The sequence below is a fragment of the Devosia ureilytica genome, from assembly GCF_024273195.1.
GTDB classification, from domain to species: Bacteria; Pseudomonadota; Alphaproteobacteria; order Rhizobiales; family Devosiaceae; genus Devosia; species Devosia ureilytica.
In genome coordinates this window covers 679,420-694,698 of sequence record NZ_JAMZCU010000001.1, presented here as the reverse complement: position 1 = coordinate 694,698, position 15,279 = coordinate 679,420, and the positions used below count along the sequence as shown (strand labels likewise).

The 15,279-nt window shown below is 62.0% G+C and carries 17 protein-coding genes; 14 read left to right on the top strand and 3 right to left on the bottom strand.

The features are described from left to right. Window positions 1-207 precede the first annotated feature (207 nt). The 11 genes from rpoZ to NIM87_RS03325 all read left to right on the top strand — a co-directional run bounded on the left by rpoZ (window position 208) and on the right by NIM87_RS03325 (window position 10,340). Entirely contained in the window at window positions 208-576 is a 369-nt protein-coding gene (gene rpoZ / locus NIM87_RS03375) for a DNA-directed RNA polymerase subunit omega (RefSeq protein ID WP_254673197.1), read from the top strand. A gap of 118 nt (window positions 577-694) precedes the next feature. Then, window positions 695-2,974, top strand: a complete 2,280-nt coding sequence (locus NIM87_RS03370) for a RelA/SpoT family protein (RefSeq protein WP_254673196.1) — start codon at window positions 695-697, stop codon at window positions 2,972-2,974. Beyond that, complete coding sequence (pyrE, locus tag NIM87_RS03365; RefSeq protein ID WP_254673195.1) at window positions 2,967-3,557, top strand: orotate phosphoribosyltransferase; 591 nt, start codon at window positions 2,967-2,969, stop codon at window positions 3,555-3,557. Before NIM87_RS03370 ends, pyrE begins: the two co-directional genes overlap by 8 nt. Next, entirely contained in the window at window positions 3,554-3,955 is a 402-nt protein-coding gene (acpS, locus tag NIM87_RS03360; protein WP_254673194.1) for a holo-ACP synthase, read from the top strand. The genes pyrE and acpS overlap by 4 nt, the downstream gene beginning before the upstream one ends. A gap of 108 nt (window positions 3,956-4,063) precedes the next feature. Then, entirely contained in the window at window positions 4,064-4,885 is an 822-nt protein-coding gene (gene lepB, locus NIM87_RS03355; protein ID WP_254673193.1) for a signal peptidase I, read from the top strand. Next, window positions 4,882-5,589, top strand: a complete 708-nt coding sequence (rnc, locus tag NIM87_RS03350) for a ribonuclease III (protein WP_254673192.1) — start codon at window positions 4,882-4,884, stop codon at window positions 5,587-5,589. Before lepB ends, rnc begins: the two co-directional genes overlap by 4 nt. Further along, the gene (gene era / locus NIM87_RS03345; protein ID WP_254673191.1) at window positions 5,586-6,509 is read left to right on the top strand and encodes a GTPase Era; all 924 of its coding nucleotides are present in this window, start codon (window positions 5,586-5,588) and stop codon (window positions 6,507-6,509) included. Before rnc ends, era begins: the two co-directional genes overlap by 4 nt. A 3-nt stretch (window positions 6,510-6,512) precedes the next feature. After that, on the top strand, window positions 6,513-6,896 hold the full coding sequence (locus NIM87_RS03340; protein WP_254673190.1) for a YkvA family protein: 384 nt from the start codon (window positions 6,513-6,515) through the stop codon (window positions 6,894-6,896). 1 nt (window position 6,897) lies between these two features. After that, window positions 6,898-7,602 carry a DNA repair protein RecO gene (gene recO, locus NIM87_RS03335; protein WP_254673189.1) on the top strand — a complete coding sequence of 235 codons (705 nt, stop codon included), beginning with the start codon at window positions 6,898-6,900 and terminating at the stop codon, window positions 7,600-7,602. Between the two features lie 105 nt (window positions 7,603-7,707). Next, a complete protein-coding gene (parC, locus tag NIM87_RS03330) occupies window positions 7,708-10,008 on the top strand; it encodes a DNA topoisomerase IV subunit A (RefSeq protein WP_254673188.1) in 2,301 nt (766 codons plus the stop codon). Window positions 10,009-10,031: 23 nt separating this feature from the next. Then, window positions 10,032-10,340 carry a Dabb family protein gene (locus NIM87_RS03325; RefSeq protein WP_254673187.1) on the top strand — a complete coding sequence of 103 codons (309 nt, stop codon included), beginning with the start codon at window positions 10,032-10,034 and terminating at the stop codon, window positions 10,338-10,340. 3 nt (window positions 10,341-10,343) lie between these two features. Here NIM87_RS03325 and NIM87_RS03320 read toward each other — a convergent pair whose 3' ends face one another. Together NIM87_RS03320 and NIM87_RS03315 are read right to left on the bottom strand one after the other, a co-directional pair. Beyond that, the gene (locus tag NIM87_RS03320; RefSeq protein ID WP_254673186.1) at window positions 10,344-11,075 is read right to left on the bottom strand and encodes an arginyltransferase; all 732 of its coding nucleotides are present in this window, start codon (window positions 11,073-11,075) and stop codon (window positions 10,344-10,346) included. A 60-nt stretch (window positions 11,076-11,135) separates the two neighbouring features. After that, window positions 11,136-11,654 (bottom strand): RDD family protein, encoded by a 519-nt coding sequence (locus tag NIM87_RS03315; RefSeq protein WP_254673185.1) that lies wholly within the window; start codon window positions 11,652-11,654, stop codon window positions 11,136-11,138. A gap of 125 nt (window positions 11,655-11,779) precedes the next feature. On the opposite strand from NIM87_RS03315, the gene NIM87_RS03310 reads away from it, so the two are divergent. Together NIM87_RS03310 and NIM87_RS03305 are read left to right on the top strand one after the other, a co-directional pair. Then, a complete protein-coding gene (locus NIM87_RS03310; RefSeq protein WP_254673184.1) occupies window positions 11,780-12,577 on the top strand; it encodes a class I SAM-dependent methyltransferase in 798 nt (265 codons plus the stop codon). 95 nt (window positions 12,578-12,672) lie between these two features. Next, the gene (locus tag NIM87_RS03305; protein WP_254673183.1) at window positions 12,673-13,614 is read left to right on the top strand and encodes a DMT family transporter; all 942 of its coding nucleotides are present in this window, start codon (window positions 12,673-12,675) and stop codon (window positions 13,612-13,614) included. Here NIM87_RS03305 and hemB read toward each other — a convergent pair. Continuing rightward, window positions 13,611-14,624 (bottom strand): porphobilinogen synthase, encoded by a 1,014-nt coding sequence (gene hemB, locus NIM87_RS03300; protein ID WP_254673182.1) that lies wholly within the window; start codon window positions 14,622-14,624, stop codon window positions 13,611-13,613. The two genes, NIM87_RS03305 and hemB, sit on opposite strands and share 4 nt — an antisense overlap. Window positions 14,625-14,784: 160 nt before the next feature. On the opposite strand from hemB, the gene NIM87_RS03295 reads away from it, so the two are divergent. After that, window positions 14,785-15,171 carry a hypothetical protein gene (locus tag NIM87_RS03295; RefSeq protein ID WP_254673181.1) on the top strand — a complete coding sequence of 129 codons (387 nt, stop codon included), beginning with the start codon at window positions 14,785-14,787 and terminating at the stop codon, window positions 15,169-15,171. The last annotated feature ends 108 nt before the right edge of the window (window positions 15,172-15,279 follow it).

Genomic DNA, 15,279 nt, shown 5'->3' with positions numbered 1-15,279 from the left:
GCAGGGGCCTGCCGATGCTGAAAACCCGTTCGCGACGGACGCTTAATTAAATTCCGACGGTGCATTTAAAATCTTAAATTCGGTATTCGCACATTTGGAGCATTCCGTAAAGCGATTGCGCTTTGCCGTTGTATCGGGGCCAAGCCTTGTCATTGGCCCAGCCATCGTGTATTGCGGCCCTTCATTCCCCAAAGTGTGGAGACGTTCGTGGCCCGCGTCACCGTTGAAGACTGCATTGAAAAGGTCGAGAATCGCTTCGACCTCGTCCTCATGTCCGCGCATCGCGCGCGCATGATTTCCTCGGGCGCCCAGATCACCGTGTCGCGCGACAACGACAAGAACCCCGTTGTTGCCCTGCGCGAAATCGGCGATGGCACGATCTCGCCGGAAGACCTGCGCGAAGATCTGATCCACTCGCTGCAGAAATATGTCGAGGTCGACGAGCCCGAGAGCAGCGCTGCGCCGATGATCGAGAGCGCCGGCGACGACGACGCGATCAATTTCGACACCATCAGCGAAGAAGAACTGCTGCGCGGCATCGAAAGCCTGGCTCCGCCGGAGCGTCGCGACGACTGATTTGCATTGCGCTTGAGCGCATCGCAATTATATCTGAGAGCGTCCGGCATGCGTCGGGCGCTCTTTTCATTTCTGTCACAGGCGCTAAGCTTGCAGACGCGAGCGGGCGGCTAATTCCATGATGCGTCAGTACGAGCTGGTCGAGCGGGTTCAGGCTTACAACCCGAACGCCGACGAGCAATTGTTGAACAAGGCCTATGTGTACGCCATGCAAAAGCATGGCTCGCAGAAACGCGCCTCGGGCGACCCCTACTTCAACCATCCTCTTGAAGTCGCAGCCATTCTGACCGAGCTCAAGCTCGACGATGCCTCCATCGCCGTGGGGCTGTTGCACGACACAATCGAGGATACCGACGCCACCCGCGCCGAGATTGACCAGTTGTTCGGCGGCGAGATCGGCACCATCGTCGATGGCCTCACCAAGATCGACCGTCTCAATCTGGTTTCGCGCGAGGAAGCGCAGGCGGAAAACCTGCGCAAGCTTCTGCTCGCGATCAGCCAGGATGTGCGGGTGCTGCTGGTCAAGCTGGCCGACCGCCTGCACAACATGCGTACCCTGCAATTCATGGCGCCAGAAAAGCAGCGGCGCATCGCGCAGGAAACCATGGATATCTATGCCCCGCTCGCCGGGCGCATGGGCATGCAGGATATGCGCAACGAGCTCGAAGACCTGAGCTTCCGCATCCTGCAACCCGATCATTACGCGGCCATCATCGCCCGGCTCGAGCAAATCCAGGAAGACAATCGCGAGACCATCGACACGATCACTGCCGAATTGACCGAGCGTCTGGCCGAAGCCGGCATCGCCGCGCGGGTCAAGGCGCGGGTCAAGTCACCCTATTCGATCTTCTCCAAGATCGAGCGCAAGTCGATTGCCATGGAACAGCTCTCCGACATGATCGGCTTTCGCGTCGTCGTGGGCTCGCCCGAAGAGTGTTATCGCACCGTCGGCCTGGTCCACACGACCTGGAAGGTCGTTCCGGGCCGGTTCAAGGACTATATCTCGGTCCCCAAGCACAACGACTACCAGTCGATCCACACCACCATCGTCGGACCCAGCCGCCAGCGCGTCGAATTGCAGATCCGCACCGAGGATATGGATCGCGTTGCCGAGTTCGGTATTGCCGCCCACGCGCTCTACAAGGATGGCGCCTCGGCCAATCTGGGCCGCATCGAAATGGAATCGCATGCCTATGGCTCGCTGCGCCAGACCATCAGTCACCTGACTTCGGGCATTTCGACCGAGGATTTCCTTGAGTATACCAAGCTCGAACTGTTCCAGGACCAGGTGTTCTGCTTTACCCCGCGTGGCCGGCTGATTGCCCTGCCGCGCGGCGCGACCCCCATCGACTTTGCCTATTCGCTGCATACCGACATCGGCGATACTTGCGTCGGCGCCAAGATCAACGGCTTGATCCTGCCACTGGTGACCCAGCTCCGCTCGGGCGATGAAGTGGAAATCCTGCGCGACCAGAACCATCGTCCACCCAGCAATTGGATCGGCATTGCCGCGACTGGCAAGGCGCGAGCCGCGATCCGTCGCGCCGTTCGCCTGGCAGCAGCCCAGCGCGCCTATGCCCTGGGCGAACATGTGCTCAACATGATGCTGGAGCGCGAAGGCGTCATGCTCGACGAGAGCGAGGGCAAGGCACTGGCCGAAGCGCTCGAGCAGCAGAGCAAGCGCGATCTGCTTGTGGCTGTGGGCGAGGGCAAGATCGGCTCCGAGCCATTGTCTGTGGCGCTGGCGCAGATCAAGGGCATCCGCAAACGCCGGCGCAAGCTCGAACTGCCGGTTGCCGACACAGCCGATGGCTGGTTTGCCTTGCGCGGTTCGGATCAGTTCCGCTTCCGCGTGCCTGGCGGTCAGCGCTCCGGCCCGCGCGCCAAGGCCGCTCTGGCCCAGCTCGATTTCCACACGCCGGTAACCGTTTCGGGCGAAGGCATCGTGCCGGGTGATCGCCTGGTGGGTATTCTCGAGCCGGACAATCCACTCACGGTCTATCCCATCCACTCGGACGCACTGACCGCCAAGCACGACAGCGATCTCGCCTGGGTTGATGTGCGCTGGAACCTGGCCCGCGCGGAAGAACACCTCTACCCCACCGTCATTTCGATGGAATCGGTCAATCGTCCTGGCTCACTGGCACAGATTTCCTCGGCCATTGCGGCCTGCGACGCCAACATCAACAATCTGGTCATGCGGATGATTTCGCCCGACTTCCACCAGATGATCTTTGAAATTGAAGTGCGCGACCTTGCGCAACTGACCGATGTTCTGGCAACCCTCAAGCGCAGTCCGGGCCTGTCCGCCGTCCAGCGAGCGGGTCTGCGCGAGGCGGGAATGATCTCGACGCTCGAATGGGACGGCAGTGTCGATAGGAGTGGGCGCGATGGATAAAGAACAGGTTTTGCAGATTTTCCGCGATTGCGGCGCCATGCTGGAGGGGCATTTCATCCTCTCCTCAGGCCTGCGCTCGCCGGTATTCCTGCAAAAGGCGAAAGTCTTCCAATACGCGCACCAGACTGAAAAGCTGTGCAAGGCGCTGGCCGAGCGGATCAAGGCCGAGGTTCCGGGCGTCACCAAGGTCGTCTCGCCCGCTATCGGCGGCATCATCCCCGGCTATGAAACGTCCCGCCATCTCGGTGTCCCGGCGCTCTATACCGAGCGCGTCGAAGGTCAGTTCGAGCTGCGCCGCGGTTTCGAGATCGGGCCCGATGACAGGGTGATCGTGGTCGAGGACATTGTTTCCACCGGCCTTTCAATCCGCGAATGCGTCACGGCGCTGCGCAATATCGGCGCCAATGTGGTCGCCGCCGCCTGCCTTATCGACCGCTCCGGCGGCGAGGCCGATGTCGGCGTGCCGCTGATCAGCCTCATTGATTTCAAGGTGCCCGCCTATCCGGCCGATCAATTGCCGCCCGAACTCGCCGCCATCCCGGCCATAAAGCCCGGCAGCCGCGGCATTCAGGGGGTGAAGTGATCGTCGGTCTGGGCTCCGACCTTATCCAGATCCATCGCGTTGAACAGACGCTCGCCAAATTTGGCGACCGTTTCGTGCAGCGGTGCTTTACCGAGGTCGAGCAGAAAAAATCCGACCGCCGGGCCCAGCGCGCGGCCTCCTATGCCAAGCGCTTCGCCGCCAAGGAAGCCTGCTCCAAGGCGCTGGGAACCGGGCTCAGCTGGGGCGTTTATTGGCGCGACATGGGCGTGGTCAACCTGCCTTCGGGCAAGCCCACCATGCGCCTCACCAATGGCGCTGCAAAAGCCTTGGCGCGTCTTGTGCCCGAGGGACACGAGGCCCATATCCATCTCACCATCACCGATGACGCCGGGCTGGCGCAGGCCTTCGTCATCATCGAGGCATTGCCGCTACGGTGAAACCCTGGGGTTGCGAGACTTTTTGGACCAGCCCACTGGCCCAGGACAGCAATTGACCCGGGCAGGACAAACGCCTAACCCTTCCGCACGTCATTTCCGGGATGAACCATGAGCCAGCCTATCGACAAGCCCGCCAAGCACGCCACCAATGAGTGGGTGGAGACCTTCGTGGTCATTGTCGAAGCGCTGCTGATCGCCATCTTCCTGCGCTTCTTCCTCTATCAGCCGTTTTCCATACCCACGGCCTCGATGCAGCAGACCCTGATGATCGGCGACTACTTCGTCGCCAACAAATATGTCTGGGGCTATGGCAAGCACTCGTTCTCGCTGGGCCGCTATGGCGATTTCGCGCTGCTCGATTTCGAGTTGCCGATCTCCAATCGCATCCTGGGCCGCGAGCCCAATCGCGGTGATGTCGCCGTGTTCCGGCCGGTGCCGCAGAACATAGAATACATCAAGCGCGTCGTCGGTATGCCGGGCGACCGCATCCAGATGCAGCAGGGCCGCCTCTACATCAATGGCGTCATGGTTGAGCGCGAGGAAGTCGGCAAGGCCATGGACACCGACAGCAATGGCGATACCCGCGAGGTTACCGTCTATCGCGAGACCTTCTCCGAGGGTACCACCCACATCATTCAGGAAATCGGCGACAATCTCTCGCTCGACAACACCCCGGAATATGTCGTGCCCGCTGGCCACTACTTCATGATGGGCGACAATCGCGACCGCTCGGCCGACAGTCGTGTCCTCAGCCAGGTGGGCTATGTCCCCGCTATCAACCTGATCGCCAAGGCCGAAGCGCGGTTCTTCTCGATAAAGGACAACCTGCCACCCTGGCAGCTCTGGCAGTGGCCGGCCAATGTCCGCTGGGATCGCATGTTCCGCTCGGTCTATGGCGACACGCCGTATGACACGACAGGCACGCCGTGAGCCGACGCGACAAGACCCATGAAAAGCTCCAGTTTCGGCTAGGCTATCGCTTCGCCGACATAATGCTGCTCGAACACGCGCTGACCCATTCCAGCGCCGTGTCGCCGGGCAAACGTATCGAACGCTCATACCAGCGGCTGGAATTCCTGGGCGACCGGGTGCTGGGCCTGGTGGTCGCAGACATGCTCTACCAACGTTATCCCAAATCCAATGAGGGCGAACTGAGCCGCCTGCTCAACACGCTGGTGCGCAAGGAAACCTGCGCCGATATCGCTCGCCAGCTCGATCTGGGTAGCGAGATGATCCTGGGGGAAAGCGAAGCGCGCTCCGGCGGGGCCGACAAGGACGCCATTCTCGGCGACGCGACCGAGGCCATCATCGGCGCCATCTATCTCGACGGCGGGCTGGAGCCGGCGCGCAATTTCATCGAACGCCTGTTCGAGGAGTTCCTGGTTGACGGTCAGGCCAGCCGCGCCGATGCCAAGACCACCTTGCAGGAATGGGCCCAGGCGCGCGGCCTGGAGCCACCGGACTATATGCTGGTGGAGCGCACCGGACCCGACCATGCGCCCGAGTTCACCATTGCAGTCGAGCTGGCCGGCTTCGACCGCGTCCAGGCGATTGGTCCTTCCAAGAAGATTGCCGAGCATCGGGTTGCTGAACAATTCCTCGTCCGCCAGAACGTCTGGAAAGAACGCAAATGACCTCCCAAATTGAACCGGTGGACACCTCCTGCGGCTTCATCGCCCTGGTCGGTGCGCCCAATGCCGGCAAATCGACGCTGCTCAATTCGCTGGTTGGCACCAAGGTATCCATCGTCACCCACAAGGCACAGACCACGCGGAGCCAGGTGCGCGGCGTGCTGACGCTGGACAAGGCGCAACTGGTGTTCATCGACACGCCCGGCATTTTCGCGCCCAAGCGGCGCCTTGACCGGGCGATGGTCGATAGCGCCTGGGGCGGGGCAGGGGACGCCGACCTCGTCGCCTTCATCATCGATGCCGAGCGCGGCGTGACGCCCGAGATCGAAATCCTTCTCGAAGGCCTCGAAAATATTCGCCAGCCCAAAGTGCTGATCCTCAACAAGATCGACGCGGTCAAGCACGAGAGCCTGCTGACCCTGTCGCAATCGCTCAACGAGCGCCTGCGCTTTGAAGCCACCTTCATGCTCTCGGCCCTCAAGGGGCACGGGGTGAAGGACTTCATCGACTGGTGCGCCAAGCACATTCCGCCTGGTCCCTGGCACTTCCCTGAGGATCACCTGACCGATCTCACCATGGCCATCACCGCCGCCGAGATCACGCGCGAAAAGCTGTTCCTGCGCGTCCATGACGAAATCCCCTACAACGCCACGGTCGAGACCGAGAGCTTCAAGATCCAGAAGGATGGCTCCTACAAGATCGACCAGGTGATCTATGTGACGCGCGACAGCCACAAGATGATCGTGCTGGGCGCTGGCGGGCAGGTCATCAAGACCATCGGCGCCGAGGCTCGCAAGGAACTGATGGAAATGTACGAGGTGCCCATTCACCTCTTCCTCTTCGTCAAGGTCCGCGAAAAATGGGCCGACGACCCGGAACGCTACCGCGAAATGGGCCTTGAATTTCCGCATGGGAAGAAGTGACGCGTGACTCGCTGGCTTGATGCCGCCAAGATCTGGGCGCGCCAGGTAAAGCGCGATGTCATTGCCGTGTGGATTGCTGCCCGGGATGCGAGAACACCGTTTCTCGCGCGTGCCCTGGCCATATGCGTTGCCGCCTATGCCTTGTCGCCAATTGACCTGATCCCCGATTTCATTCCCGTTCTTGGCTATCTGGACGACCTGCTTATCGTGCCGCTGGGCATCATGGCTGTGATAAGACTGGTGCCCAGGGAACTGTTCGCGCAGTTTCGGACCGAGGCCGCTGCAGTTGCGCAAAAGCCCGTCAGCAAGGCAGGTCTGGCCGTAATCGTGCTGATCTGGGCTGTGTGCGCCCTGATCGTGTGGAACTGGATCATGGGGCTGGTTTGAGTTGGAATGGACCGGTGAAGCCCTCCTCATAGGCGTGCGCCGTCATGGCGAATCCAGCGTCATTGCCGAGGCCATGGTCGCCGGACGCGGGCGTTGCGTTGGCCTGGTGCGCGGCGGACGGTCCTCCAAGCTCGCCGCAACCCTGCAACCCGGCAATACGGTCCAGCTGACCTGGCGCGCCCGGCTCGAAGATCATCTGGGCGCTTTCACCATGGAAGTGCTGCAATCGCGCGCCGCCGGCCTCATTGCGGACCGCAAGCGGCTCTACCTGGCCCAGACCATCTGCGAACATCTCCACCTGCTGCCCGAACGTGATCCCCATGATCGCCTGCTCGGCATGGCCCTCGATCTCATCGACCACGAGCCCGACGCCGCAGCGCTGGCGCGGTTCGAGCTGGTCCTGCTCGATGAACTCGGCTTCGGCCTCGACCTCGACAGTTGCGCCGCCACCGGCGTCACCGAGGACCTTACCCATGTCTCGCCCAAATCAGGCCGCGCCGTGTCGCGTGTCGCCGCCGAACCCTACAGGGACCGGCTCCTGCCGCTTCCCAGTTTCCTTAGTGCGCGCGGCAATGCCTCGCCCGACGACCTGCGCAATGCCTTCCGCCTTACGAGCCATTTTCTCGACATGCACCTCTGGTCTCCCCGCCAGATTGATCCCCCTGCTACGCGCGAGCCGCTGATCGACATGCTGACGCGGGTTTAAGGCCGAAATCCCCGAAAAACCGGGCAAAACTCGCCCCCAAGCCGTGCCATAAGAACCTGCCCGCTATACGCTGCTCCTGATTCGTTCTCCTGAATTGAGCCAAGCATGTCCGACGCCGATACCCTTCCGCCGCACGATGATCAGCGCATCGTCGACCTCAAGCAGGCGCTCGAAGAGCGGTATCTGAGCTACGCCCTCTCGACCATCACCCAGCGTGCGCTGCCCGATGCCCGCGACGGCCTCAAGCCCGTGCATCGGCGCATCCTGCACGCCATGCGCCTGCTGCGGCTCGACCCCAACCAGGGCTACAAGAAATCCGCCCGTATCGTCGGCGACGTGATTGGTAAGTTCCACCCCCATGGCGACCAGTCGATTTATGACGCGCTGGTGCGTCTGGCGCAGGACTTTGCCCTGCGCTACCCGCTGGTCGATGGCCAGGGCAATTTCGGCAATATCGACGGCGATAGCGCCGCGGCCATGCGCTACACCGAAAGCCGCATGACCGATGTGGCCACGCGCCTGCTCGAAGGCATCACCGAGAATGCCATCGACTTCAAGCCGACCTATGACGGCGAAGACGAAGAGCCCATGGTGCTCCCGTCGAACTTCCCGAACCTTCTGGCCAATGGCTCCACCGGCATCGCCGTCGGCATGGCCACCTCGGTGCCGCCGCATAACCTGGTCGAGCTGTGCAATGCCGCGCTCAAGTTGATCCACAACCCCGCGGCCACCACCGACGAACTGGTTCATGCCGATCTTTCGGCACCACCCAGCATGGACGACCTGATCCGTGGGCCCGATTTTCCCACCGGCGGGCAATTGGTCGAAAGCCGCGCCTCCATCGTCCAGTCCTATGAAACGGGTCGCGGTGCCTTCCGTCATCGCGCCATCTGGGAAAAGGAAGACAAGGGCCGGGGCGTCTATCAGATCGTCGTCACAAAGATCCCCTATGGCGTTCAGAAGTCGCGGCTGGTCGAAAAGATCGCCGAGCTGCTGCTGGCCAAGAAGCTGCCGCTTCTGAAAGACGTGCGTGACGAAAGCTCCGACGATATTCGCCTCGTGCTGGAGCCGCGCGCCGGCACGGTCGACGCCGTCATCCTGATGGAGCAATTGTTCAAGCTTACCGAGCTCGAACTGCGCTTCAGCCTCAATCTGAACGTTCTCGACCACGGCACAACGCCGCGCGTCATGAGCCTGGCCGATGCGCTGCGCGCCTGGCTCGATCACCGCAAGGTGGTTCTGGTGCGCCGCAGCCAGCACCGCGTCGAGCAGATCACCAACCGCCTCGAAGTGCTCGAAGGCTATATCATTGCCTATCTCAACCTGGACGAGGTGATCCGCATCATCCGCGAGGAGGACGATGCCAAGGCCGGGTTGATTGCCGCGTTCAAGCTGACCGAGAACCAGGCCGAAGCCATCCTCAACATGCGGTTGCGGTCTTTGCGCAAGCTCGAAGAACTCGAGCTGCGCCAGGAGCACAAGAACCTCACCGAGGAAAAGGGCAAGCTTGAAGCGCTGCTCTCCTCCGACAAGCGGCAATGGGGCGAGATCGCCAAGCAGGTTGAACTGCTCAAGAAGGCCTATCCGCTCTTCGAGGCCGACGGCGTCACCCCGCATGCGCTGGGTGCCCGCCGCACTATTCTGGGTGCCGCTCCAACTGCCGATGCGGCGGAAATCACCGAAGCCTTCATCGAGCGCGAGCCGATCACCGTCATTCTTTCCGAGAAGGGCTGGATCAGGGCGCCCAAGGGGCACAATGCCACGATCGATGAAAAGGGCTTCAAGACCGGCGACCGGTTGAAGCAGACTTTCAACTGCGAGACGACCGACAAGCTGCTCATGCTCACCACTGGGGGCAAGGTCTACACGCTGGGCGCCGACAAGCTCCCAGGCGGTCGCGGCCAGGGCGAACCGGTGCGTATCATGGTCGATATTGAGGAGGGGCAGGACATTGTCGCGCTCTTCGTGTATTCGCCGGGCAAGCAGCGCATCATCGCCTCGTCCGCAGGCTATGGCTTTGTCGTTGGGGAAGACGACCTCATCGCCAACACCCGCAAGGGCAAGCAGATCCTCAATGTGTCGCTTCCCGACGAGGCGCGGCTGATTGTGCCCTGCGATGGCGACCGGGTCGCCGTCATCGGCCAGAACCGCAAGCTGCTGGTCTTCCCGCTCAACCAGCTCGCTGCCATGTCCCGCGGCAAGGGTGTCCGCCTGCAGCGCTACAAGGACGGCGGCATTTCCGACATCAAGACCTTCTACGCCGCCGATGGTCTCACCTGGACCGACAGCTCGGGCCGCACCTATTCCAAGCCCACCGAAGAACTGGTTGACTGGCTTGGCGACCGCGCCACCGCCGGACGACAGCCGCCCACCGGCTTCCCACGAAACAACAAGTTTGTCGGGTAAGTGATTCTGGAGACTCGCAAAACGTGATCCGCCACATCGTCCTCCTTCGCTTCCGCTCCGAAGTCTCCGACGCTGAGAAGTCCGCCATCCATGCCGACCTTCTCGCGCTACGCGACCTCATCCCGGGCATGCTGACCATGAGTTATGGTCCCAATGTTTCGCCTGAAGGCCTGCATCGGGGCTTCATCGACGGTTTCACCATAGATTTTGTCGACGAAGCGGCCCGTGACGCCTATCTCGTCCATCCGGCCCACAAATCCGCAGGCGCGCGTCTGGTGGCTGCCCTTGAAGGCGGCCGGGACGGACTCGTCGTCGTTGATCTGGTGGTGTAGGGCCTAGTCTTCCAGCCGCATCCAGCCCAGCGATCCACGCTGGACTTCGAGCGGTCGATAGTCGCCCTTGTAGGCCATCTTGGGGGAATCCTTCACCCAATAGCCCAGATACACATAGTCCAGCCCCGCCGAGCGGACCTGCTCGATATGATCGAGAATGAGGAATGTGCCCATGCTGCGGTGGGCAAGGTCAGGGTCATAGAACGAATAGACCATCGAGAGGCCATCGGGCATCACATCGGTCAGTGCCACGGCCACCAATGGCTGGTCGGGCAGGTCGCGCAGGCGGTATTCCACCAGCACTGACTGAACCGGCGTGTCCTCGACCATATATTCATAGTCCTGGTAGCTCATCTGCGTCATGCCACCACCCGCATGGCGGCTGTCGAGATAGCGCTTGAACAGCTCATATTGCTCAGTCGTTGCCACGGTCGGCTGCACCGCGACGACAACGTCCTCATTGGCGCGATTGACGCGGCGGAAGCGCTTGCTGGCCGTGAACTGGCGCGTCACGATCCGCACCGACTGACACGAATTGCAGCCCTCGCAGGCCGGTCGGTAAATCAGGTTCTGGCTGCGGCGAAACCCGTTGTCGCTCAGAAGCTGGTGCAGCATCGAGGCGCGCCGACCGCTCAAATGCGTAAACAGCTTGCGCTCCATTTTCCCCGGTAGATAGGGACATGGCAGTGCAGCAGTCAGAAAGAGCTGGGTGGTTTCGGGCGTCTGGTCGGTCATTCAAGACCCGTGGATGCAATTTGGAAGATAGTAGCGCTCTGCTACACCCCTAGCAACGCCTCAAACGTTGTATTGATCCGCCATGCTCATGCGCTGCCAGTGCCGCAGCATGGGCGAGCGACGCACCATCAGCGTGCCCATGATGAAGTCATGGATCATCTGCCGGCGCGGCGTGAACAGCGCGAACAGCAGCGTCACCGGCCAGCAGATCCAGATGCTGACCCAAAACACCAGCGCATGCAGAACTGCCATCCACCCATCAAGCGGTTGGCCGCGCGTGGGTGTCAGCACGATATCCATCATCTGCATGCCAACTGTGGCTCGCCGCGGCGACCCAAGGGTCACCGAATAATAGGCGATAATGGCCAGCGGCAGCGCAAACAATAGCGACAGCCAGGCCAGCCCAAAGGTGAAGAACCCAAGGATCGCACCAACCATCGAGATGACCAGCACCAGGCAGGTCAGGATCATCACATCGACCAGATAGGCAAAGGCCCGCCGCGTCAGCAGTCCCTCGAACAATTCGGGCGCTGTCGCAGGATCGGGCAAATTCGGGCGGTCGGCGGTGTTCTGGCTCATGGTGCATGACATTGTCATGGCCGCGGCCGGTTGCAAGAGGGCAGGGCACACAAATGTGACCCATACCTGTTGTGGTGACGCGCCATCGAGAGGTGGATAGGCTTGCCATTGAGGAGGACACGCGCATGTCGAGCATTACTCGGGGAATGAGCACCCAATATTCCGACAGCTCCAAGCTCGCTGCGCGCGCCAGGCTGCAGCAGTTCGGCCACGCCGAGGTGCCCTGGTTCACGTGGGTTGCGCAGCATGTGCCAGTCGCGGCGGGCGGGGAGGTGCTGGACGTGGGCTGCGGTCCCGCCTGGTTCTGGCCCGAGGCCTCGGCAGTACTGCCGCCTGACCTCAACTTGGTGCTGTTCGACCAGTCGGCTGGCATGGTCGCAGAGGCATTGGAGCGATGCGGGACGCTTCCTCTGGGGTCGGTGAAGGGCGAGACCGGCGACGCAGCGGCGCTTCCCTTCGCTGATGCCAGTTTCGACGCCGTCATCGCCATGCACATGCTTTACCACGTGGCAGAACAAGAAAAAGCCATGGCCGAGTTCCGCCGCGTTCTCAAGCCGGGTGGCAGTCTCGTCGTCACGACCAACGGCATCGACAATATGCGCGAGCTTTACGCGCTCACTTCCGTCTTCGGTAGCGCGCCGCATGATCCCGCCGCCGAAGCCTTCGGGCTTGATCGGGCGGAGGCGCTCATGCAGGCGGCGTTTGGCAATGTGGCGATGGAGCTTCACCCGGCCACCATGCGCGTCACCGACCCGGAGGTGGTCTATCTGGCATTGACCTCCTATCCGCCCGGCGACAATGCACCGCCGGACCAGCAGCAGGCTTTTCGCGATGGCATTGCCAAGGCCTTTGCTGCAGGCGGCTCGGCCATCGACGTCACCAAGCAGCTCGGGGTGCTCGTTAGTACCAAGGCCAGTCGCTAGCGGGTGTCGATGCTGTGCAAGGGCAAGGAACGGGGCTAATCTGAACCTTTCTATAGCGCGCGAGTCGCCTCGTGCCCTCGCGCTGGATTTCAATTATGCCCCTGCCTGCTGCGCCTCCGCCGGCGCTCACCCACCAGCCCCTGCGTGGTCTCGTCCTCATCCTTGGGGCGACGCTGCTCTTTGCCTATAACGACACCACCAACAAGCTGCTGATCACCGAATACAACGTGCCCATGGTGGCCGCCATTCGCTACATCTGCCATTGCCTGCTGATGCTGGCCATTGTCGCGCCGCTGCATGGGCGAGAGATGGTGCGAACCCAAAGAACCGGTCTGGTGCTGGTGCGTGCCGCCAGTCTGGCGCTTGGATCGTTCATGGTCAGTCTGGCACTGCAGCGCATGCCGGTCGCCGAAACCACAGCCATTGTTTATCTCTGTCCGGTGCTGGTCGTCCTGCTCTCGGGGCCGCTGCTCAAGGAAAAGGTCGGTCCCGCCGCCTGGATCGCGGCGCTCATCGGCTTTACGGGCGTATTGCTCATCGCCCGGCCCGGCGGCGGACTTGACCCGCTGGGTGTGGTGTTCGTGCTGGGCAATGTGGTGGTGGCGACGGCTTATAATCTGCTCTCGCGCGTCCTTGCCCATACCGAGCGGACCATGGCCATGTTGTTTTATTCGGCACTGGTCGGTGCCATTGGTTTTGGCATCTTCCTGCCCTGGACGCTCTACGGCGCCGCGCCGACGCCGCTACAAATCGTCCTGTTCATCGGCCTGGGCGTCTCGGCCTGGCTCGGGCACTATCTTTTCACCCAGTCCTATCGCTACGCGCCCGCAGCTCTGGTGGCTCCCATGACCTATATGCATCTGGTCTGGGCCGGCGTTCTTGGCTGGCTCGTGTTCGGCCACGCGCCAGAGCCCATCGCGCTGGCGGGCATGGCCCTGGTGGCCATTGCCGGGCTCGTCAGCGCCGTCCGCCCGCGCCGTGGCCAGCGCCCGGCCCAACTGGCCGCCGAAGCCGGGACAACGGAGAGGGCGGGCTAGCCGCCGAGCTTGCGCGCCATTTCCAGCGCATAATAGGTGAGCACGCCATTGGCCCCGGCGCGCTTGAATGCCCAGAGGCTTTCCAGCACTGCCGCATCGCGGTTGATCGCCCCGGCGGCGCCGGCCATCTCGATCATCGCGTATTCCCCGCTCACCTGGTAGGCGTAAATCGGCACGTTGAAAGTGTCCCGCGCTCGCCGCACCACATCGAGATAGGGCAGTCCGGGCTTGACCATGATGCTGTCCGCGCCCTCGGCAATATCCTGCTCGATCTCGCGCAGTGCCTCGTCGCTATTGGCATAGTCCATCTGATAGGTGCGCTTGTCCCCCTTGAGACGGCTACCCGATCCGACGGCCTCGCGGAACGGACCGTAAAAGCACGACGCATACTTTGCCGCATAGGACATGATCTGCACATGCTCGAAACCCTCGGCGTCGAGAGCTGACCTGATGGCTGCCACGCGGCCGTCCATCATGTCCGACGGCGCAATGATATCGGCACCCGCCCGCGCCTGCACCAGCGCCGACCTGACCATGACGGCCACGGTTTCGTCATTGAGGATTTCGCCGTCCCGCACCAGTCCGTCCTGGCCGTCGCTCGAATATTCGTCCAGCGCCACATCGGCGATCAACCCGATTTCGGGGACCGCAGATTTTATGGCGCTCAGTACCCGGCACATCAGGTTATCCGGGTTGAAGGCCTCGGCGCCACTCTCGCTACGCAGATGGTCGGGCGTGTTGGGAAAGATTGCCAGCGCCGGAATGCCGGCGTCGCGGGCGGCCTTCGCGGCCTCCACCATCAGATCGATCGACAGTCGCTCGACGCCCGGCATGGTTTGGATTGCCGTTTTCTCGTTCTGTCCTTCGATGACAAAAAGGGGCCAGATCAGGTCGCTTGGCCGCAGATCGGTTTCCCGCACCATGGCCCGGCTCCATTCGCTCTGCCGCGTGCGCCGCAACCGGCGGCCACCGAGAAAGGACATGTCATGGCGGGGCCAGTTCTGGGTCATCGAATGCTCTCCTGGAGCGTTTTCAGCAAAGGTTGCTGCGATTGTGCGGTTCGAAAACGCGATAAAACAGATGTGTAGGTCGCGCCCTAGTTAACAGCCCCATGCGCGCCCTCCAAGCCGCCGCTTGTCGCAGTGGGGCGCGCGTTGTATCAAACCCGCCATGTTGTTCCAGGCCCCCAGTCTTGCGATCTATATCCGCATCGTCGCCATTCTGGCGTTGATCCTGGGCCTGAGTGACGCTGCGCGCCTGCTCGGCGTCAATCTGGGCGCCACCAGCCCCATCACCGCCATGGGCCCTTCGGCCTTTATCTACCTGGCCGTGTTCTGCCTTGCCCGCCTGTTCGCTTCGGTGGGGCTGTGGATCAAGGCAAGCTGGGGCGCAGTGCTGCTGGTAGGGGCCACGGCGCTCGAATTGGCGCTCTATGTGTCGGGCAGCCCCGACATCCGCATCGGCACCATCGGCTTTGCGATGCGGGTCGTGCTGCTGGCCGCCATCGTGCTGATCTTCGGGCTCAGCCTGCGCTTCAAGCGCGCCCAGGCAGACTAGTGTTCGAGCCGCCGGGCGCGTGCCTGGCCGGTCTTAACACTTGGGAATGGTTACAAGTTTCTGACCCATGGTAAGGCGCCATTAAGCCAAATTCTCATTGCATTCCAG

Coding starts and splice junctions, on each gene's coding strand:
- NIM87_RS03310 (WP_254673184.1), top strand. CDS start 11,780: ATGTCGAGCATTACTCGGGGAATGAGCACCCAATATTCCGACAGCTCC.
- NIM87_RS03305 (WP_254673183.1), top strand. CDS start 12,673: ATGCCCCTGCCTGCTGCGCCTCCGCCGGCGCTCACCCACCAGCCCCTG.
- lepB (WP_254673193.1), top strand. CDS start 4,064: ATGAGCCAGCCTATCGACAAGCCCGCCAAGCACGCCACCAATGAGTGG.
- pyrE (WP_254673195.1), top strand. CDS start 2,967: ATGGATAAAGAACAGGTTTTGCAGATTTTCCGCGATTGCGGCGCCATG.
- NIM87_RS03295 (WP_254673181.1), top strand. CDS start 14,785: ATGTTGTTCCAGGCCCCCAGTCTTGCGATCTATATCCGCATCGTCGCC.
- NIM87_RS03320 (WP_254673186.1), bottom strand. CDS start 11,075: ATGACCGACCAGACGCCCGAAACCACCCAGCTCTTTCTGACTGCTGCA.
- era (WP_254673191.1), top strand. CDS start 5,586: ATGACCTCCCAAATTGAACCGGTGGACACCTCCTGCGGCTTCATCGCC.
- parC (WP_254673188.1), top strand. CDS start 7,708: ATGTCCGACGCCGATACCCTTCCGCCGCACGATGATCAGCGCATCGTC.
- NIM87_RS03370 (WP_254673196.1), top strand. CDS start 695: ATGATGCGTCAGTACGAGCTGGTCGAGCGGGTTCAGGCTTACAACCCG.
- NIM87_RS03315 (WP_254673185.1), bottom strand. CDS start 11,654: ATGAGCCAGAACACCGCCGACCGCCCGAATTTGCCCGATCCTGCGACA.
- hemB (WP_254673182.1), bottom strand. CDS start 14,624: ATGACCCAGAACTGGCCCCGCCATGACATGTCCTTTCTCGGTGGCCGC.